Source organism: Bradyrhizobium sp. USDA 3364 (assembly GCF_054056355.1).
Genome location: NZ_JBSRYG010000002.1, coordinates 1,782,290 through 1,802,603 on the forward strand (window position 1 = coordinate 1,782,290; position 20,314 = coordinate 1,802,603).

Annotated in this window: 18 protein-coding genes and 1 tRNA gene; 7 read left to right on the forward strand and 12 right to left on the reverse strand. The window is 65.8% G+C overall.

The window, feature by feature from the left end; genetic code table 11:
- Positions 1-96: 96 nt before the first annotated feature.
- The gene (locus ACVILL_RS08305; protein ID WP_456728623.1) at positions 97-387 is read left to right on the forward strand and encodes a hypothetical protein; all 291 of its coding nucleotides are present in this window, start codon (positions 97-99) and stop codon (positions 385-387) included.
- 91 nt (positions 388-478) lie between these two features.
- On the opposite strand, the gene ACVILL_RS08310 is transcribed toward ACVILL_RS08305, so the two are convergent.
- Both ACVILL_RS08310 and glf read right to left on the reverse strand, forming a co-directional pair.
- Positions 479-1,750, reverse strand: coding sequence for a serine hydrolase domain-containing protein (locus tag ACVILL_RS08310; protein ID WP_456728624.1), 1,272 nt, complete (start codon positions 1,748-1,750; stop codon positions 479-481).
- Positions 1,751-1,817: 67 nt separating this feature from the next.
- The gene (gene glf / locus ACVILL_RS08315; protein WP_456728625.1) at positions 1,818-3,020 is read right to left on the reverse strand and encodes a UDP-galactopyranose mutase; all 1,203 of its coding nucleotides are present in this window, start codon (positions 3,018-3,020) and stop codon (positions 1,818-1,820) included.
- A 210-nt stretch (positions 3,021-3,230) separates the two neighbouring features.
- Here glf and ACVILL_RS08320 point away from each other — a divergent pair, with 210 nt between their 5' ends.
- Both ACVILL_RS08320 and ACVILL_RS08325 read left to right on the forward strand, forming a co-directional pair.
- Positions 3,231-4,463 carry a hypothetical protein gene (locus ACVILL_RS08320; protein WP_456728626.1) on the forward strand — a complete coding sequence of 411 codons (1,233 nt, stop codon included), beginning with the start codon at positions 3,231-3,233 and terminating at the stop codon, positions 4,461-4,463.
- A 71-nt stretch (positions 4,464-4,534) separates the two neighbouring features.
- Complete coding sequence (locus ACVILL_RS08325; RefSeq protein ID WP_456728627.1) at positions 4,535-5,695, forward strand: caspase family protein; 1,161 nt, start codon at positions 4,535-4,537, stop codon at positions 5,693-5,695.
- 41 nt (positions 5,696-5,736) lie between these two features.
- Here ACVILL_RS08325 and ACVILL_RS08330 read toward each other — a convergent pair whose 3' ends face one another.
- Complete coding sequence (locus ACVILL_RS08330; RefSeq protein WP_456728628.1) at positions 5,737-6,300, reverse strand: DUF488 domain-containing protein; 564 nt, start codon at positions 6,298-6,300, stop codon at positions 5,737-5,739.
- Entirely contained in the window at positions 6,293-6,502 is a 210-nt protein-coding gene (locus ACVILL_RS08335; RefSeq protein WP_456728629.1) for a DUF2945 domain-containing protein, read from the reverse strand. Before ACVILL_RS08335 ends, ACVILL_RS08330 begins: the two co-directional genes overlap by 8 nt.
- A gap of 338 nt (positions 6,503-6,840) precedes the next feature.
- Here ACVILL_RS08335 and ACVILL_RS08340 point away from each other — a divergent pair, with 338 nt between their 5' ends.
- From ACVILL_RS08340 to ACVILL_RS08355, 4 genes are all read left to right on the forward strand, one after another.
- A complete protein-coding gene (locus ACVILL_RS08340) occupies positions 6,841-9,282 on the forward strand; it encodes an EAL domain-containing protein (RefSeq protein ID WP_456728630.1) in 2,442 nt (813 codons plus the stop codon).
- Between the two features lie 490 nt (positions 9,283-9,772).
- Entirely contained in the window at positions 9,773-11,416 is a 1,644-nt protein-coding gene (locus ACVILL_RS08345) for a hypothetical protein (protein WP_456728631.1), read from the forward strand.
- A gap of 71 nt (positions 11,417-11,487) precedes the next feature.
- The gene (locus tag ACVILL_RS08350; protein WP_456728632.1) at positions 11,488-13,689 is read left to right on the forward strand and encodes an AAA family ATPase; all 2,202 of its coding nucleotides are present in this window, start codon (positions 11,488-11,490) and stop codon (positions 13,687-13,689) included.
- Positions 13,670-14,473, forward strand: a complete 804-nt coding sequence (locus tag ACVILL_RS08355) for a hypothetical protein (protein ID WP_456728633.1) — start codon at positions 13,670-13,672, stop codon at positions 14,471-14,473. Before ACVILL_RS08350 ends, ACVILL_RS08355 begins: the two co-directional genes overlap by 20 nt.
- 156 nt (positions 14,474-14,629) lie before the next feature.
- Here ACVILL_RS08355 and ACVILL_RS08360 read toward each other — a convergent pair.
- From ACVILL_RS08360 to ACVILL_RS08395, 8 genes are all read right to left on the reverse strand, one after another.
- Positions 14,630-14,705 (reverse strand) — tRNA-Phe (locus tag ACVILL_RS08360).
- 139 nt (positions 14,706-14,844) lie between these two features.
- Positions 14,845-15,027 carry a DNA gyrase inhibitor YacG gene (gene yacG / locus ACVILL_RS08365; RefSeq protein WP_456728634.1) on the reverse strand — a complete coding sequence of 61 codons (183 nt, stop codon included), beginning with the start codon at positions 15,025-15,027 and terminating at the stop codon, positions 14,845-14,847.
- A 63-nt stretch (positions 15,028-15,090) separates the two neighbouring features.
- Positions 15,091-15,720: a Maf-like protein gene (locus tag ACVILL_RS08370; protein WP_050423304.1), complete on the reverse strand. Its 630-nt coding sequence runs from the start codon at positions 15,718-15,720 to the stop codon at positions 15,091-15,093.
- Between the two features lie 184 nt (positions 15,721-15,904).
- Complete coding sequence (locus ACVILL_RS08375) at positions 15,905-16,369, reverse strand: arsenate-mycothiol transferase ArsC (protein WP_456728635.1); 465 nt, start codon at positions 16,367-16,369, stop codon at positions 15,905-15,907.
- Positions 16,370-16,519: 150 nt separating this feature from the next.
- The gene (locus ACVILL_RS08380) at positions 16,520-17,026 is read right to left on the reverse strand and encodes a UPF0262 family protein (protein WP_456728636.1); all 507 of its coding nucleotides are present in this window, start codon (positions 17,024-17,026) and stop codon (positions 16,520-16,522) included.
- Positions 17,023-18,318 carry a histidinol dehydrogenase gene (hisD, locus tag ACVILL_RS08385; protein ID WP_456728637.1) on the reverse strand — a complete coding sequence of 432 codons (1,296 nt, stop codon included), beginning with the start codon at positions 18,316-18,318 and terminating at the stop codon, positions 17,023-17,025. Before hisD ends, ACVILL_RS08380 begins: the two co-directional genes overlap by 4 nt.
- Before the next feature lie 118 nt (positions 18,319-18,436).
- Entirely contained in the window at positions 18,437-18,865 is a 429-nt protein-coding gene (locus tag ACVILL_RS08390; protein ID WP_456728638.1) for a DUF2948 family protein, read from the reverse strand.
- 545 nt (positions 18,866-19,410) lie between these two features.
- The gene (locus ACVILL_RS08395; RefSeq protein WP_456728639.1) at positions 19,411-20,235 is read right to left on the reverse strand and encodes an alpha/beta fold hydrolase; all 825 of its coding nucleotides are present in this window, start codon (positions 20,233-20,235) and stop codon (positions 19,411-19,413) included.
- Between the last annotated feature and the right edge of the window lie 79 nt (positions 20,236-20,314).

Genomic DNA, 20,314 nt, shown 5'->3' on the forward strand with positions numbered 1-20,314 from the left:
GACGCTCGCGCAGCGTCGCCTGCGCAACTCGCATGGCAACTCAGGAACGCCACTCCATGGCGGTCGTTGGTCGTGACACCAGCAAGGAGTGTATGAATGCAGCGGAACACCAAAATCCTGGCCTTGGCCGCGGCGTCCCTGATCGCAACGACAGCGGGTGCATTCGCGCAGAGCTATTATCCGTATGCGAGCCCCGGTACACGCTACTATGGCGGCCCGCGCTACGGTGCCCAGCCATACGTGACATACAATCAGGTGGAACCGGGCTGGTACGGCTATGGCGCGATGAACGGCACCAACCATCCGACGCCGAGTTCGACACAGGGCGACGTCGGTCCTGAAGGGAACAACAACGGCACGCTGACCGGCGTCTACCGGCAGTGGTAGCCACGCAAATTTGAGGCCCGTCGCTCGGCTTGAGTGGACGGGCCTTTTGCTGTTCGTCACATATTGATGACCGACACCGCAGCAATGCGGCCTATTTCACCATCGCGCCGTAGACGATGTCCTGCACGTTCTCGCGATAATATTTGCGCAGCTCACCGGGCGCTGCGGTCCCCACCACGACGACGAGGCGCTCCTTCGGATCGCAGAAGAACTGCGTGCCGTAGGCGCCGTTCCAGGTGAACTCGCCGGGATTGCCCGGCACCGACGACAGGCCCTCGCTGGTGCGAACCGCGACCGCCAGTCCGAAGCCGAAGCCGCCGCGATGCGGCTCGACCGCGGCGACGTTGTTCTTGATCTCGGGCTCGAGATGGTTCGAAGTCATGTGATGCACGGTCATCGGGCTGAGAATGCGCTTGCCGTCGAGCTCGCCGCCGTTGAGCAGCATCTGTCCGAAGCGGACATAATCGCCGACGGTGGCGAACGAGCAGGCGCCGCCGCAGTCGAACTTCGTGGGCGTGTCGAGCAGCCTGATCGCCTGCGGCTTGCCGGTGAGCGGATCGTTCGGGAACGGCCGCGCCAGCCGCGCGCGCTGCGCGTCGGACGGATGGAACGTCGCATCCGTCATGCCGAGCGGCTTCCAGACATGGGCCGAAAGATAGTCGCCGAGCCGCTGGCCGGAGACCTTCTCGACGACGGCGCCGAGCACGTCGATCGAGAAACCGTATTCGAACTCGGTGCCGGGCTGATGCACCAGGGGCAGCTGGGTGATGCGGTCGATGAAGGCCTGGGTATCGCCCTCGACCGCCGGCGCCGTGCCGTCGGGATAGAGGCGCGCCAGCGCGCTCGAACTGTCAGGCCGCCCGCCATACATCAGGCCGGAGGTGTGTCGATAGAGATCATGAACGAAGATCGGGCGCGCCTGCGGCTCCATCGTCAGCGAGCCGTCGGCCTGCTGCACGCCGACCTTCATGTCGGCGAACGCCGGATAGTACTCGGCGACCTTGGCCTGCAGCGGCAGCCGGCCCTGCTCCATCAGCGTCAGGCCTGCGACCGCCGCCATCGGCTTGGTCATCGACGCCAGCGAGAACTCGGCGTCGATCGGCATCGGCGTGCCCTTGACCGGATCGAGCTGGCCATAGGCCTTGTAGTGCACGAGCTTGCCGTCGCGCGCGATCGCCACCACGGCGCCGGGCACGCGCTTGGCCGCGATCTCGCGCGCGAAGAAGTCGTCGAGCCGCGCCAGCCCCTGCTCCGAGAAACCGACCTGGTGCGCGGAGGCTTCCGGGAGCGGCGGCGCGGCATGGGCGATATTGCAAGCAAGACACGTGGCGGCGGCAGCCGCGGCAATGACGATCTTTCTCATTGTTTCCTCACCGGGGACCGCGGGCGATTTGTTATGGCGTTGGCTGCCCGCGGCTCGCAGGATTAGATCACACCGGCAAGGGCGACAAGGCGTGTCCGCGCGCGGCCGCGTCGCCGTGGTGCATGCCTTCTTGCGCGAAGAACGGCTCGACTTCGTGCTCGAACGTCTTCAGCGCGGCGCCGATCGCCTGGTGCATGTCGAGATACTTGTACGAGCCGAGCCGGCCACCGAAAATGACATTCGGATGCGAGGCCATCATGGCGTGATAGGACGCGAGCATGGCGCGATCGGCAGCGGTGTTGATCGGATAGTACGGCTCGTCGTTGCGGCCGGCGAAGCGGGAATATTCGCGGTAGATCGTGGTCTTCGGCCGCGGATGCGCGCGCTCCGGATGCAGGTGCCTGAACTCGTGGATCCGGGTGAACGGCACCTCGGCATCGGCATAATTGATGACGGCAGCTCCCTGGAAATCGGCGACATCGTGCACCTCGCGCGCGAAGTCGACGGTGCGCCAGCCGAGATGACCGCAGGCATAGCCGAAGAAGCGGTCGATCGGGCCGGTATAGATCACGAGCTGGCGCGGAGTGATGCGCTCAGCGACGTCGAAATAGTCGACGCCGAGCTCGACCGCGATCCTGGGGTGATCGAGCATCCGGCGGAAGATCGCGGTGTAGCCATCGACCGGCATGCCCTCGTAGCGGTCCGCGAAATAGCGATCGTCGAAGGTGAAGCGCACCGGCAGGCGGCCGATGATCTCGGCCGAGAGCTCGCGCGGATCGGTCTGCCACTGCTTTTGCGTATAGCCGCGGATCAGGAGATCGTAGAGCGTGCGGCCGACCGAGGCGATCGCCTTGTCCTCGAGATTGCCGATCCCACCAGCACCATGCGCCTCCGCCGCGATCACGGCGCGCGCCTCGTCCGGCGACATGATGCGGCCGAACGCGGCGCACACCGTCGCAAGATTGATCGGCATCGCATAGACGCGGCCGTTCGCCACGGTGAAGACGCGGTGGCGATAGCCGGTGAACTCGGTGAAGCGGTGCAGATAGCGCCAGACGGTCTCGGAATTGGTGTGGAAGATATGCGTGCCGTAGCGATGCACCTCGACGCCGCTGTCGGGATCGACTTCCGAATAAGCGTTGCCGCCGATATGCGGCCGGCGGTCGAGCACGCACACACTGCGACCGAGCCGGCTCGCCGCCTGCTCGGCGATCACGGCGCCGAAGAAGCCCGCGCCCACCACGACGACGTCGAAACTCTCAAGCTGCATGTGGCCCCCGCCCCGCGCGGGCCCGGGCGGAGGCCCGCCGCGACATCCCGACCAAGCTTCAACGGCGGGGTGGCCGGCTTCCGGCGAAGAATTTGGTTAAGGCCGCGATAATTCCGAGCCCGGAACGGCCGGCTCGCCCGTTCAACTGACAGCATGCGAGGCGATGGTGTCGTCCGCGCGAGCAGCAACAGCATCATGCGCGGGGCCCACATGTCCGTGATCTGCGTCCTCCATTCCAGCAACACCACCTATGACTCGTTGCGCGGCATCCTCGCGATGGCCGCCGCCGAACTCGACCGGCTCGGGCACGAAGTCAGGATGCTGGACCTGCTGGCGCCGGATTTCTCGGCCCGGCTCAACGCCCTGCTGCCGCGGCGGAGCGAGACGATGGCGCTCGGCTTCTCCGGCATCGGGCTCGACATCCACACCAAGGACGGCCGGCTGTTCTGGGACGTCGCCCAGATCCCGGTCTTCACCTGGTTCTGCGATCACCCCTGCTACTTCGCCAAGCGGCACGGACTCGATAGCCGCTATGCCGCGCATGGCTACGTGTTTCCGGACCACGCCGCGTTCAACCGCGACCATCTCGGCGCCAACGGCGCGGTGTTCGCGACCCATATGGGCATCCCCGATCCCGGCTTCTTCGGCGGCCTGCCGCCCGAAAAGCGCAACGGCCGGCTGATCTTCGCCAAGTCAGGTTGGAATCCGCTGGGGCTCGAGCGCGGCTGGCGCAAGACGATGCCGCCAAAGCTGTTCGCGCTGCTGTTCGACGCGATCGCCGAGGCGCGCGGCAAGACCTGCGGCGCGTTTCCCAAAATCATTGTCGACGTCGCCGAGCGGCATCTCGTTTATCTGAAGCCCGGCGGCGACCTGTTCAACGTGATCCTGACCCGGCTTGACAATTACACGCGTGGGGTGCGCACGCGCGAGGTCGGCGCGGTGCTCGCCGACTATCCGGTCGACTTCATCGGCGGCGGCTGGAGCGATCTCGACGTTGCCGGACGCCCGGCCCGCGTGCTCGGCGCGATGACCTTCGATGCGATGCGCGAGGGCCTGGGCTGCTATCTCGGCGCGGTCTCGCTCAATCCCAATATCGACCTGTCGGTGCACGACCGGGTGTTCTTCGCGCTCGGCGCCGGCACCGTGCCGGTGTTCGACGCCAACCGCTTCTCGGCGGCGGAGATGCCGCATCTCGCCCGCTACAGCTTCGGCCAGGACACGGCGAGCATCGCCGCCGCGGTCGAGGCCGTGCTGACCGATCCTGCCACCGCGCAGGCGGCGACCGCCACCACCATGAGCGAACTCTATCCGCGCTTCTCGATGCAGCGGTCGGTGCAGGACATCCACGAGATCACGATGTCGATCGCGGGCGCCGCCGGCGCCAATCTGTTGCCGGCCGAGCCGGTGCCGGCCGGCGTCTGGACACCGAAGCAGGCGGCCTGACCGCGCGCGGCCGGTAGCTGCATCACGCTGACTGCTGTACCATTCGGGCATTGCGTCCGATCGGGTCCAGCATGAACCGCCGCGCGTTTGTTTCGGGACTGGCCATCGCCGCGGCGCTCGCGGGCATTGCCGCGGGGCCGGCTGCGGCCGACGGCAAGCGGGTGGCGCTGGTGATCGGCAACGGCGCCTACAGAAGCGTGCCGGCGCTCTCCAACCCACCAAACGATGCCGGCGACATCGCCGCGGCGCTGAAGCGCCTCGGCTTCACCGTCACCCTGATCACCAACGGCCGCTTCGACGACATGCGGCGGAGCCTGATCGCGTTCGGCCGCGAGGCCGCCGGCGCCGACATGGCGGCGGTGTACTTCGCGGGCCACGGCATGGAGATCAACGGCGACAACTGGCTGATCCCGATCGATGCCGAGCTGAAGCGCGATACCGACGCTGCGAATGAGGCGATCAGCCTGCAGAGCGTGATGCTGCAGGTCTCCAGCACCGGAAGCCTCGGCCTCGTCATCCTCGATGCCTGCCGCAACAATCCGTTCGCGGCGAAGATGAGCCGCTCGCTCGCGACCCGGGCCGCGGCAAGCAGCGGGCTCGGCCGCATCGAGCCGGTCGGCAATGTGCTGGTCGCCTATGCCGCGCGCGACGGCACCACCGCGCTCGACGGCGACGGCCGCAACAGCCCGTTCGCCGCGGCCTTGTTGCGCAACATCGAGACGCCGGGCGTCGAGGTGACCTTCATGTTCCGCAACGTCCGCGACGACGTGATGGAGGCAACGCGCAACGAGCAGCAGCCTTTCGTCTACGGCTCGCTGTCGCGCAAGGCGATCTATCTGGCGGCGCCGCCCGCCGATACCGCGGGCGCGAAACAGGCGAACGCGGCGCCGGCAGCCGCGGCTCCCGCATTGCCTGCGCCACCAGCATCCCCGGCCGGCGCCATCGATCCCGCGCTGGTCGGCACCTGGGAGATCATGGTCGCGAGCGGCCGCGGCCAGTCGCGCTGGATCTGGCAGATCATGGCCGACGGTACCTACAAATTCCACGCCGAGCCGTTCCGCTCGGCGCGATCCCACGAAGGCACCGTCACCTTCGCCAACGGCCGCTGGACGCTGCACGCGCTGAAGGGGCTGAGGAATTACAGCGATGCCGGCTCCTACGAGGTGCACGACGCGACCGCCGTGATCACCGGCAAGCTCGGCACCGGCTATTGGAAGCGCAGCGTGGAGTGAGGCGCGCGGCGCGAGGGCAACGTCCGCAGGCTTCGCAGACCTCACAAATCGAGTTGCCCCGTCGCCGGATAGACCACCGTGCCGTCGCTCTGCACGACGGCGCCTTCAGTCAGGCGGGCGGGCTCGAGGCGGCCCTGCTCCATGATGTGGACGACGGTCTCCCCGGCGGCAATCAGATGGTCGGCGATGATGCGGCGGTGGCAGCGCCACCACACCGATTCCGCGCACATGATCGCACAGCGTTGCCGGTGCCCCTCGTCGCGCAGGTGCTGCAGCCCTGCGTGAAACTGCGACGACAGGGCGTAGTCGGCGTAGTTGTGAAAGCTCTCGTTGCTCCAGAATCCGTTGACCGAAAGCGGCACGCTGCGCGCCTTGCCGCGCAGCCCGCCGAGATCGGCCAGGTGCTCATAGGAGATGCCCGCGGCCTTGAGCGGTTCGGGAAGCGCGTCCGTGTTGAACTGCGGATTGGTTCTCGACCGCGGCACCGTTCTGACGTCGACGACACGGTCGATCTTGGCTCCCGTCACGAGGGCGATGAAATCCTCGAGAGTTCGATTTGAATGGCCGATCGTGAAGAATGGAAGGGCACCGTCCTTGCTAGGCATGATGGAGCGCGCTGCCCTTGTGAGCCGCCACGTGATCGGTCTTGTCGCTCTTGATCTCGTATTGCGGATCAGCCTCCGAGGCGCGGCGCATGTGCCCCTTGTAGTCGAAATCACTGGTGTGAACCGCGATGATGGTGCCCGAGACGCGGCCGGCCTCGGAATTCCATCTGACGTGATCGCCGATTTTGAATTTTTTGGCCATCTTCGAAGCGTCCTTCGTGCGCGGGATGCCAAGGCAATCCGAATTTTACCGCGACAACAAAAGTTTCATCCGGGTTAGGTTCCTCTGCGCACCTGATGCTGGTTGCAGGATTCACCGATACTATACCAAATCAGCCGAAGACCCCCCGACTGTGACCTGGATCGCTCCAAGGTTGTCGCGCGATGTGCTATCGAATTCGCCGCGTAATTGGACGCTGGCGTTTTGGTTGGGGACCGATGGCCGCTCGCAAATCGCCGCAAGGTCAGGCCCCCACTCGGGTAGCGCGTCGCCGCTGGCATGAGGAACGGTCGCTGCGGTACGCCATGCGGATGGCCCGCATGGGCTACTGGGAGTCGCATAGTGCCGCTGCGACCGATGTCTGGATATCGCCCGAGTTCGCCGCCTTCTACGAATTCGAGACGGTCAACGGCTTCATCCCCATCGCCACGGTGCGCGAGCGCTATTTGCCTGAAAGCCGGACGGTTCTGGAGGCGCATTACGCGGCCTGCTGGGCGGAGGGGCAGCGCTATGCGGTGCAGACCAGGCTGCGCAGGTCCGACGGCAGCGTGCTCGACTGCGTGGTGCATGGCGAACCGGAATTCGACGCGCGGGGTCAGGTTCGCCGCGTGTCCGGCATTGTCCGCGACGTCACGGAGGAGACCTCCGCGCTGCGGCGCCTGGCGGAAAGCGAGCAGCGGCTGGCCGATTTTGTCTCTACCGCCTCGGATTGGTGCTGGGAGAGCGACGCCGCGCATCGGCTGCTGCCCTATCCGAAGTCGCTTGCCGGCAATGCCGCCTTCCAGACGGTGGCCTCCGGCGGGAAGGCGCGCTGGGAACTGGCTTATGCGCCCGAGGACGAGGACGCGATGGCGCGGCACCGGGCTGATATGGAGGCCCATCGCCCTTTTCGCGACTTCACCTATACGCTGATCGGCCGGGACGGGTCGCGCGTCAGCATCTGCACCAGCGGCAAGCCCATCTTCGCCGATGACGGCAGCTTTCTCGGCTATCGCGGCACGTCCAGCGACATCACCCAGCTGAGGGCAGCCAAGGCGCTGCTCGACCAGCGCACGCGGGCGCTGGAGGAGGCCCACCAACTCGGCAAGATCGGCACCTGGAGCTACCGGCTGGACACCGGCCGCACAGTCTGGGCGCCCGAGCTCTACCAGCTGCTCGGCTTCGACCCCGATACGTTCGAGCCGACCGACGAGAACATCAGGCCTCGTTTCCTGGGCGGCGACGCCGATCGCTTCCGCGACGTGCAGAAGCGGGTGCTCCGCACCCGCAGGACCGAAGCCACCGACCTGCGCATCCTGCACGCGGATGGCGCGGCCCGCGATCTGGCTGTGATCTGCAAGGCGGAGATCGCCCACGACAAGGTCATCGGCATCATCGGCACCGTGCAGGACGTCACCGAGCGCAAGGAGGCCGAGCGCCAGCTCGAGCACCTCGCCTACAGCGATCCGCTGACCGGCCTTGCCAATCGCGCGCTGTTCACCCGCCAGCTCGCCGCGCTGATCGAAGGCTGCGCCCTGGAAGGCCGGAGCGGCGCGCTGCTGCTGATCGACCTCGATCGCTTCAAGGAGGTCAATGATTCCCTCGGCCATGCCGCCGGCGACAAACTGCTGATCCAGGTGGCGGCGGCGCTGCGGCAGGACCTCGGGCCGCGCGCCTTCATCGCCCGGCTCGGCGGCGACGAATTCGCCGTGCTGGCGGAGGGACGCGGCATGTCCGATGTCGCGCTCACCGGGCTTGCCGATCGGCTCATCGGCAGACTGTCCGTCCCCGTCGACCTCACCGAGGGCGAGGCCTGCGTCGGCGCCACCATCGGCATCGCCCGCCTGCCCGAGCACGGGGCGACGGCGGAGACAGCCGTGCGCAACGCCGACCTCGCGCTCTACATGGCCAAGGAGGCCGGGCGCGGCCGGGCGCAGCTGTTCGAGCCGGTCTATGCCCAGGCGGTCGATCAGCGGCTCGATCTCGGCCGGCATCTGCGCCACGCCGTGGAGGCCGGCGCGCTCGAGGCGCATTACCAGCCGCAGGTGGACCTGAGGACCGGCCGCGTCACCGGCTTCGAAGCGCTGCTGCGCTGGACCCATCCCGAACGCGGACCGATCTCGCCGGCGGAATTCATCCCGATCGCCGAGAGCTCCGGGCTGATCGTCGAGCTCGGCGTGTGGGTGCTGCGCGAGGCCTGCCGGCAGGGCCGCGCCTGGCTCGATGCCGGGTTGCCGCCGCGCTCCGTCTCGGTCAACGTCTCGCCGGCGCAGATCTGGAACGTGGATTTCGAGGCCGCTGTCTCGGTTGCATTGGCAGAGACCGGCTTTCCGGCCGAGCTGCTCTGCCTGGAGCTGACCGAAAGCCTGTTTGTGGATCATACCGAGCAGCGGATCAGCCGCACGCTGACGGCGCTTTCCGATCTGGGCGTCCGGTTGGCGCTGGATGATTTCGGCTCCGGCTATTCCTCGCTCGGCTATCTGACGCGCCTGCCCTTCGACTGGCTGAAGGTCGACCGCGCCTTCGTGGACGGCATCTCCGCCGCGCCGGAGAAGCGCAAACTGCTCGGCGGCATCATCGCCCTGTCGCACGGGCTCGGCATGACCGTGGTCGCGGAGGGGGCCGAACTGCCGGCCGAACTGGACGTGCTTGGCGGGCTCGATTGCGACCTGGTGCAGGGCTTCGTCTTCTCCCCGCCCGTCGCCGCCGACCAGGCGCCGCTGGTGGCCGCCGGCATTGAACGCGAGGCGCGCCGGGTACCGGCGAAACGGAATCGCCTGTAAGGCAATGCCAGATCATGACAATTTAAAAATAAAATCAAATGCTTACGCCTTGGATACTTGCGGATTCCGGATCGCGAGTTCAAATCGCCGTGCGAACCTTGCGGGCGTCAACCAGAGGGCGCATGTCCTGAGCGACCAATGTCGGAGACCCCTCGCATCAATTCAGAACCGGCCCGCAAAATATTCAATCGAACCAGACCGGCCGCGAAGCGACAAAACAACCAGCGAAAACAAAACAATGAGCTTCCTTCTGGGCTGAAACACACAGCAATCGCAGAACGATGCATAAACAATGTCGCGGCTTCCTTTGGTTAACCGCTCGAATTTGAACTCCCCTATGGTTGTGTGGCCCATGAGTCACATCTAGCTTCCGCACCGGCCGGATTTCTCATGTTTGCCCGCCCAAGGACGATTTCCCGCAACGCGGCCTGAACGCCCGCGCTGCCCATGCGGCTCCCGCTCGGAGCCGCCCCACCTGGAGACGACTGCAATGTCTACCTCTGCATCCCCGAAACTCGCGGAATCGACTGCCGTCAACGAGGCCATCAAGGCGCGGATGGCGCCGAAGCAGGCGACGCAGGCCGCGCCCGTCGACATCACCGCCAACCCCGTGGCCAAGATCGTCTTCAACCCCGAAGTCGCGCCCGAGGAGCGCAGCCGCCAGATCGGCGCCCTGCTCTCGCCCGACCTTGCCGAGGAGTGCAAGGCGTCGGTCAAGCAGCTCGAGGCCTACAAGGAATATCTGGCGCAGCAGCGCACGCTGATGCAGCGCAAGTTGATCGAGCTGTCGTCGACGACCGTCTTCGCCAAGATGAAGCAGACCTTTGCGGACATGAACAAGGGCGTTCTCGACTTCCGCGAGATGATCCGGCCGCTGGTCGACAATCTCGACGCACTCTACACGCTGCGCACCGCCGGCGACAATGTCGTGCTCGATACCTTCGCGGAGATCGAGGACGATCGCAAGCGCGAAGCCGATTGGGACCACCGGACTTCGGAAATCGAATCCGAAGCGCGGCAGATCACCTCCGACAAGGAGATGCTCGAGCGCGACATCGCCCAGCTGAAGACGCAGACCGGCCTGTTCGGCGGCATCAAGAAATCCGCGCAGGCTGAAATCGCCGCCAAGGAGCTGCTGATCGCCAAGCGGATCGAGGGCCTCACGACCTGCCGCGACAAGGCGAAGGCGATCATCGCGGAGAAGGCCGAGCGCGACGCCAAGCAGGGCAAGTTCAAGGCCGAGAAGGACCAGGTCCGCAAGATGCTCGACATCTCGGGGCCCGAGCACGTCAAGCGCGTCGAAGGCATCATCAAGGCTGCGCTCGACTACATCGACAAGTCGCAGGTGACGGTCTCGGAGCTGCGCGACGAACTCGGCGGGATCGAGGGCCAGGCCGACAAGCTGGTCAAGATCAACTCGCAGATGATCACGGTGGTCGCGATTCTCGACAAGGGCATCGACCTCGCCAGCGCGGCGAACAAGGAGAAGGTGCAAGCGCTGTCGACTGCGCGGGAGGGCGAGGATACGCTCGCCCGCCTCGAGCGCGAGCGCAAGAAGAACGATTTCGAGCGCCACGTCACCGCCCTGCTCGACAGCGGGCGCGGCACCAAGAAGACCGTGGCCGATCTCGAGAAGGACGCGGTCGACGCCAACACCTTCCACGACGCACTCGGCAAGCAGAATGTCAACCTGCGTGAACTCTCCAGCGACGGCATCGCGAGTGTCGCCACCAGCCTGAACACCACCATCCAGGCGCTGAACAACTCGGCGCTCAACGAGGCCTCGGAGAGCGTGCGCGATTCGATGCGGGCGATGAATGCGGTGACCGACGACGTCGCCAACAAGGAGGTCATCCGCCAGGCGCTGCAGGTCGACGAGGCGTCCAAGCGGATCATGGAGAAGGTCGAGTCGATGTCGAACATCGCCGAATCGCTGCAGGCCGCCAACAAGCTGCGCGAAGACGGGCTCTCCAACATCCAGAGCCGGCTCGGCGAGCTCAGCGACGTCACCGCCACCGTCCGTGCGCGGCTGCAGGAGAGCATCGGCATGGACGCCAAGGATGCCGGCGCGTCAACCGCTGCCGCGGCGCCGAAGCCGGTCGACGACAAGGAAATCACGTTCGGGCAGATCTGATACCCCGCTCGCCGGACCGGCACTGCCGGTCCGGCCTTCCGCACCTGCAAGCCTGACTGATGGGAATCCCGATGGCCGACAACTTCCTGATCACCGGCAGCGACATGCTCACCAGCCGGAAGAACTTCAAGCTGGTTGGCCGCACCGAGAAGTTCGAGGAGCTATGCACCATCCTGACGCGGATGGAAGCCAACAGCGTGATCGTCTCCGGCCCGAGCGGCGTCGGCATCACCACACTGGCGCAGGCGCTGCAGGCGCGCAAGGCCGACCCCGACGCGCCGTTCGACATCGTCAACAAGCGGCTGTTCTGGCTCGACACCGACGGCCTGTTCGGGCTCGGCGACAACGACGCGATCGTCAAGCAGTTCAAGGCGATCTTCGCCATCCTGAACCGCACCCCGGACAGCGTGCTGATCGTCGAGGACACGCTCGATCTGATCGATGCGCTGCGCAACAGCGGGTTGATGCACATCGTCAACGCGCTGACGGCAATGGTGAAGGCGAAGAAGACGCAGGTCTTCCTCGAAGTACGCGAGGCCGACCTGACGCAGGTCCTCAAGTGCCATTCCGACTTCCGCGATCACTTCACGCTGATGGACCTGACCGAGCCGGTCGGCGCCGAACTCGAGGAGATCGCGTTGCACGGCGCCAAGGACCTCGAGGAGAACTACGAGGTCCGGATTGATCCGGCCGCGGTCAAGGCCGCCATCGACATGTCGAGCAAGTATCGTTCGCTCGACACCGGCCTGACCGCGGCGCAGCCTGCGCGCACCCGCACCCTGCTCGATCGCGGCATGGCGCGCTATTTGCTGCGAGCGCATTCGACGCCGCCGCTGCTCGCGCAGCTGGAGGCGGAGTTGGCGCGCCTCACGGCCAGCGGGTCGGCCGCCGGAAACGAGGAGAAGGCCGCTGCCGTGCGCGCCGCCATCGCACGCCACAAGGCCGAGTTCGCCGAATACCAGGCCAGGATCAAGGACTACTACGCGGCGCAACGCGACGGCGAGAAGTCGATCGCACACATGGAAGCCCAGCTGCGCGCGCTCGAGGAAGAAGAGAAGAAGCGGCACCTCGACGAGCCCGCCGGCAAGGCTTCCGCCGGCGATGCCGATTTCGACCTGATCGCGAGAGCCTCCGGCTACGCGACGCCCGAGATCCTCCAGCTACGCGGCGAGATCGCGCGGACCCAGGCGGCCGTCGACGAAAATCGGGTGAAGTACAAGGCCGTCACCAAGGAGATCAACGACCGGTTGCTGTTCACCGCGGATATGGTGATCGACGAATTCTCGCTGATCTCCGGTATCGATGCCTCCAAGCTCAAGCAGAACGACGCCGTCAAGCTGCTCAATCTGCACGGCTCACTGAAGCGGCGCGTGTTCGGCCAGGACGACGTGCTCGATCATGTCGATCGCGCGGTCAAGGTCTGGCGGCGCGGACGGCGCACCGACAGGCCGCTGCCGTTCCTGTTCTGCGGCGCCAGCGGCGTCGGCAAGACCGAGGTCGCCAAGGGTCTAGCGGAAGCCCTGTTCGACACCGACAAGGCGCTGAACCGCTACGACATGGGCGAGTTCATGGAGAAGAACGACGTCACCAAGCTGATCGGCGCGCCTCCGGGCTACGATGGCTTCGCGGCCGGCGGCGAGATGACCAATTCGGTGCGGGCCAATCCGTATCAGGTCATGCTGTGGGACGAGATCGAAAAAGCTCACCCCGACATATTCAACATCTGCCTCAACATCCTCGACGACGGCCGCTGCCGCGACAATCTCGGCCGCAAGGTCGAGTTCGGCGACGTGGTGATGCCGATGACCACCAACATCGGCGCGGATCATGCGCTGCGGGTCGGCACCGGTCCCGGCGATCTGAGCCAGGATGAAGCCTATGAGCTCACCATCCGCGACCTGAAGAAGGCCTTCCGGACCGAATTCCTGAACCGCTTCGAGGGCCGCGAGAACATCATCCTGTTCCACAAGCTCAACATGGACACGATCGAGAAGATCGTGTTCCGCGAGATCTCGCGCATCAACGCCTTCTACATGGCGCAATCGATCGAGGTGCGCTTCCCCGAGGCCCAGCTGCGCGAGTTCTGCGACAAGACCTATTCGCCCGAGATCGGCGCGCGCGGCCTGCCGGGGCGCATCAAACGCATCGAAGCCATGATCGTCGAGAAGACGATGGCGGACGCCGCCTTCCGTGGCACGCTCGACATCGGCTTCGATGCCACGAGCCGCAATTTCACGTCGAGCTGGATCCCCCATGACAGAAAAGCCGCATGACGACGCCAATGCGTTGCTGGACGGCATCGACAAGACGCTGTCCGACTTCAAGACCAAGGCCTACGAGGCCAAGAAGTCCTACGACCAGTCCGAGATCGGGCGCGCCCACCGCGAACTGAGCATGCTCGGCCGGTTCTGGTCGCAGTTCGTCCGCTCCTGCGGATGGATCTACCTGAAGCTGATCGCGCCGGTCACCTGGCGGATCTACCGCTTCGTGCGCTGGCTATTCGCCGGCTACCGCGCGCTATGGGCGCGCTGCGTCTACGCCAAGGACGCCTATGGCGATCCGGAATTCAGCAAGGCGCGCGGCGGAATCGTGATCCTCGCGACGATCGCCGTCTGCTACGTCGTCTACGGCGCGGTGACGGTCGCGGCGACCCTGCCGTGGTACCTGGCGACCGTGCAGCGCGACGAGCAGCTCTATCTCTCCAACTCCCAGAACCTCTCCAGTTCGCAAACCGAAGGCCAGGAGGTCCACGAGGTCTACGGTTGCGAGACGCTGCCCTGCACCGAGCAGAACACCGTGACCTTCCGGGTGCGCGCGACCTGGTTCAACGAGATCTGGAGCATCCTCCATCATGGTTCACTGTTCTATCCCGGCTACGTCGCCGCCGCCGTCAGCCCGGTGCTGAACCGCTGCGTCATCACCTCTTACGGCGTGCGCCGGAAATTTCTGGTGCGATCCTGGGAGCTCTATCCCGACCTCGTGCAGGTCGAATGCATGCCGACCGGCGGAGACGAAGGCAAGGACAGCAAGACGATCAACAACAAGGACTATCGGTAGGTGGCTCAATTCACCGGTCTGCTCGTCCAGGCCACGAGCCGATCAAATCGGCCATGAGAGGAAAAGTCCTTCTTCGCTCTGCTCAAGCTACGCCGGACACGCATCGCGTCGCTATCTTGCGTGGCCCCGCCACGCGTAGCCCGCAAGGGCGAAGCGTGGTGCCCAGGGGCGGGATCGAACCACCGACACTGCGATTTTCAGTCGCATGCTCTACCAACTGAGCTACCTGGGCAAACCCGCGGGGCCGAAAAGGCCGGAGCGAGCGGGCGGTTTATAGAGAGGTCGGGGCGCTGTGTCCACCCGCCTTCGCCAAAGGCTTCGGCGTGGCAGGCCCGCATTCCGAAGTTTCCCCAACTTGTTGGGAATCTTGGCTATTCCGGGTCCTCCTCGTCGTCCTCGCGGCCGGGAACGACATAGCGGCCGGTCAGCCACCGGTTGAGGTCGACGTCGCGGCAGCGTGACGAACAGAACGGGCGGAAGGCCAGCTCGACGGGCTTGCCGCAGATCGGGCAGGCGCGCGGGGTAGCCGGGGGCGTTCGGGGCTGGTCGGTCATGGCTCGGACGTAGCTTACATCAATCGAGATGCAAGGGCGTTGAAGACGCGAGGTTCCTCGAACTCACACCGCGACGGCGTTGAGCCAGCCGTGGCGGATCGGAAAGCCTTCGCCGCCGAGCAGGGTCACGGTCTCGTAGAGCGGCAGGCCGACCACGTTGGTGTAGGAGCCGACCATCTTGACCACGAAGGATCCGGCGATGCCCTGCACGGCGTAGCCGCCGGCTTTGCCGCGCCATTCGCCGGAGCCGATATAGGCCTGGATGTCGTCCTCGCTGAGCCGCTTGAAGCGCACGCGCGTCTCGACCAGGCGCTGGCGGAACGCCTCGCGCGGCGTCACCACGCAGATCGCGGTGTAGACGCGATGATTGCGGCCCGACAGCAGCCTGAGGCACTGCGCGGCCTCGTCGACCAGATTGGCCTTGGGCAAAATGCGGCGGCCGACCGCGACCACGGTGTCGGCGGAGATGATGAAGGAGCCGCGCAAATCGTCGTCGAGCTGAACCGACTTCAGCGCCGCGTCCGCCTTCGCACGCGCCAGGCGGTTGGCACAGGCGCGCGGCAGCTCGCCCCGCCGCGGGGTCTCGTCGACATCGGCCGGGCGAAGCGCGTCGGGCTCGATGCCGGCCTGGTTGAGCAGGGCCAGCCGCCGCGGCGAACCGGAAGCAAGAACGAATTTGGGACGGCCTAGCATGCGGGCTTTTGGGCTGGATCGGGGGGACGGACGCGGGCGGAACCTATCGGATGGGGCATGGATGCACAACCTTGGAACCGGCCGCGAATCGCGCTCCCGCTTGGAGACAAGGCCCCATAAGCACAGCTGTTTGTCAGTCTGGCGACAAGGGCCGGTTCTGCGAATCGGAACCTCACCGAGCGCCTCACAGGTTCGCCGCACCGGCCTTGGCGAAGCGGCGGCGGATCCGCATCAAGAGCCCGTCGCAGACCTCGCGATAGGCGGCGAGCTTCTGCTCGCGATTGCCGCTGGTGCCGGTCGGGTCATGCGTCGGCCAGTATTCGACATCGGCGGCAAGCGTGCGGGTCAGGTCCAGCGCCTTGTGATGCGCCTCCGGCGACAGCGTGATGATGAGGTCGAAGTTCAGCCCCTCCCAATCCTCGAGTTCCTCGAAGGTTTGCGGCTTGTGGCCGGAAATGTCCTGACCGAACTCGGCCATCACGGAGACCGCGAACGGATCGAGCTCGCCCTTCTTGACGCCGGCCGAGCGGACATAGACGCCTTGCGGGAACATGTGCTGCAGCAGGCTTTCGGCCATTGGCGAGCGCACGGCGTTGTGGCCGCATGCGAACAGCACGGCCTGGGGGTTGCGCGCGCGCGGCGCTTCCATGCGATCAGGCTTTTTTCGACCGGGGTACGCCCCCGTCGTTTAGCGAGACAGAGACCATGATCGTGATCATGCGCCTCTTATTTTGGCGCATGATCTCGGCGCAAACGCTTGCGTTTGTCGCGACCGAAAACCGGTACCCACTTTTCGGGATCATGCGCCCTCACCCTTCCAGTGCAGCACAGTGATCAGCGTGAACAGCCGCCGCGCGGTCTCGAAGTCGACGCGCACCTTGCCCTTGAGCCGCTCCTGCAGCGTGCGCGAGCCCTCGTCATGGATGCCGCGACGGCCCATGTCGATCGCCTCGATCTTGTCCGGTGTCGCGGTACGGATCGCCTGATAGTAGCTGTCGCAGATCATGAAGTAGTCCTTCACGACGCGGCGGAACGGGGTCAGCGACAACAGATGCGCGACCACCGGCGAGCCGTCTTCTTTGCGGATATCGAACATCAGCCGGTTGCCGGTGATCGCGATATGCAGCGTGTAGGGGCCCGGCCCGGCGGCGCCTTCGGGCGCGAACAGGTTCTGCTCGACCAGATCGTAGATGGCGATCGCCCGCTCATGCTCGATGTCGGGCCCGGAACGGCCGATCGATTCCTCGTCGAGCGTCACCGCGACGATGCGATTGTTGGAATCCTCGTCGTCTGGTGGCTTGTTCATGAGAGATTGAGGCGCAATCCGACGGAACGTGAATGGGCATCGAGACCCTCGGCCTGGCCGAGCGTCATCGCGGCGGGCCCGAGCGCACGAAGCTGATCCGGCCCGCACCTCAGGATCGAGGTTCGCTTCATGAAGTCAAGCACCCCGAGGCCCGAGGAGAATCGCGCCGAGCGCGCGGTGGGCAGCACGTGGTTGGAGCCGCCGACATAGTCGCCGATCGCCTCCGGCGTATGCGGCCCGAGGAAGATCGCGCCCGCATTGCGGACCTTCTTCGACAGGCCCTCGGCGTCCGCGGTCATGATCTCCAGATGCTCGGCGGCGATCGCATTGGCGAGCTCGACCGCGTCGTCGAGTTTTGCAATCATGATGACGGCGCCGAAATCGTTCCACGAGGCGCGCGCGATCGCCGCACGCGGCAGCGTCGCGAGCTGCGCCTCGACCGCGCGCTCGACATCGGCGGCGAGCCGCGCGCTGTCGGTGATCAGGATCGACTGCGCGCTGACGTCATGCTCGGCCTGCGCCAAAAGATCCGCCGCGATCCAGTCGGCATTGGAGGTCGCGTCGGCGATCACCAGCACCTCGGAAGGGCCGGCAATCATGTCGATGCCGACCTTGCCGAACACCAGCCGCTTGGCGGCGGCGACATAGGCGTTGCCGGGACCGACGATTTTTGCCACTGGCGCGATCGTTGCCGTGCCATAGGCCAAAGCGGCCACCGCCTGGGCGCCACCGACCCGGTAGATCTCGGACACGCCGCCAAGATGGGCGGCCGCCAGCACCAGCGGGTTGAGCTTGCCGTCCGGCGCCGGCACCACCATCACCACCCGCGGCACGCCGGCCACCCTGGCCGGCACCGCGTTCATCAGCACCGAGGACGGATAGGCGGCGGTGCCGCCGGGCACATAAAGCCCGACCGCATCGACCGCGCTCCAGCGCCAGCCGAGCTCGACGCCGGCGGCATCGGTGAAGCGCTCGTCCTTCGGCAGCTGGCGGCGATGGAAGGTCTCGATCCGGTCGCGGGCGAATGTCAGGGCCTCGACCGTCTTGGGGTCGCAGGCCGCAACCGCGGCGTCGATCTCGGCCGCGGTGACGCGCAGGCCGGCGGCGTCGATATCGAGCCGGTCGAACTTCTTGGTCGCCTCGAGCAGCGCGGCATCGCCGCGGGCCGCCACGTCGTCGACGATGGCGCGGGTGGCGCGCTCGACGTCGGCCGATACCTCGCGCTTGGCCGCCAGGAAATCGCGGAAACGCTGGTCGAAATCGGCGCTCTGTCGGTCCAGGCGAACGGGCATGACGGCTTTCTTAGGAGGAGTTCGGCTCCCTGCTCAATGGCGCGGCGGATAATGGCCGTCAACCCTTGGAAAACACACAACGCGCCGTCGTCCCGGCCTTCGCCGGGACGACGGTTAACTAACCCACCGCCATCCCGAGATCGTCATCCCCAAGATCGGTCAATTCGCACTCCAGGCACTCGACATCCAGCCGCAACGCCCCGCCATGGCCGAACATCAAGAGCGCGCTGCCGCCGGGCGGGTCGGAGGCATAGAACTCGATCCCGAGCAGTTCCAGGGCCGCCTCCGGGGCTTCGAGGTCGATATTGCGCGATTTGCATGCCAGCACCCGGTCGAACCTGAGCGCGGCGATCAGCCGGCGCGAGCAGGTGCCGCCGGACAGGGTCTGCTCCCAGTCGAGCCGGTTCAGGCCGACCACCAGGCGCTTCTCGTCCTGGCGCCAGATGATGTCGGAGGGCTGGACGCGGGCGTCCTGCACGTGAGCGGAGATGACCGCGAGGTCATCGGCGTCGAGAGCGATCAGTTTCAGCGGCGCGGGTGGGAACATGGCGGTAATTATAACGCCTTCGGCCGCCGGAGGTACCACGCGGCCGCGAGGAAATGCCGATCGAGGGAACCGGCGAGCGCACGAGCAAATATCGAAAACAACCCCATGCAAAGGAGCTGAGGGCGACGGCGTTCGACATGGGGATCGAGCAGGCATTCGCGCGGCACGCCCTGCCCGACCCATGCCGGTCGAACAGGACGACTTTCATGCGATGAGCTCCTTCTCGCCGGATGCGGGGATGCCGCGTCCTCGGAGCACGTAGATTAGCGCATCAGCCCTAGTGAGGTGAGCACTGCGGTCAGGCTCCCTCCCCCCTTGCGGAGGAGGGTGGGGAGAGGGGTGTGACCCGGGCGAGATGATCGATGAAGCGATCGGCATCGCAACCGATCATCGAAGGGCATTTCGAGAGAGCGCGTCGTGTGGGCCCCTCTCCCTAACCCTCCCCCGCAAGGGGGGAGGGAACCCTACCGCCTGTGGCCTCCTCACGTCGCAGTCGTTAGGGCCGCGCTTAGTTCAGCGTTCCTCGGCGAGCGCAGCCAGCCGCCTCACCCCTTGATGAACGCCAGCAGGTCCGCGTTGATAATCTCCGCTTCGGTGGTCGGCATGCCGTGCGGAAAGCCCTTGTAGGTCTTCAGCGTGCCGTTCTTCAAAAGCTTGGCCGAGAGCGGAGCGGAATCGGCGTAGGGCACGATCTGGTCGTCGTCGCCATGCATCACCAGCACCGGCACGGTGATCTTCTTCAGGTCCTCGGTGAAGTCGGTCTGCGAGAACGCGACGATGCCGTCGTAATGCGCCTTGGCGCCGCCCATCATGCCCTGCCGCCACCAGTTTTGGATCACGGCTTCCGACGGTTTTGCGCCGGGCCGGTTGTAGCCGTAGAACGGTCCGGTCGGCAGATCGCGGTAGAATTGCGAGCGGTTGGCGGCGAGCTGGGCCTGCAAGCCGTCGAACACCGACTTCGGCAGGCCGCCGGGATTGTTCGCCGTCTGCACCATCAAGGGCGGCACGGCGCTGAGGATCGCCGCCTTCGCCACCCGGCTCTCGCCGTGGCGCGCGATGTAGTGCACGACCTCGCCGCCGCCGGTGGAATGCCCGACATGCACGGCGTTCTTCAGGTCGAGATGCGCGGTGACGGCCGCGAGGTCATCGGCATAGTGATCCATGTCATGGCCATCGGCGACCTGGGCGGAGCGGCCGTGGCCGCGGCGATCATGAGCGACCACGCGGAAACCGTGGTTGAGGAAGAACAGCATCTGCGCGTCCCAGTCGTCCGACGACAGCGGCCAGCCATGGCTGAACACGATCGGCTGGCCCGAACCCCAATCCTTGTAGAAGATCTCGACGCCGTCTTTGGTGGTGATGGTGGGCATTGAAGCACTCCTTCAGCTGATCGTCATTCCGGGGCGCGCGCAGCGTGAACCCGGAATCCAGAAGTTTGGGTTGCGAGAT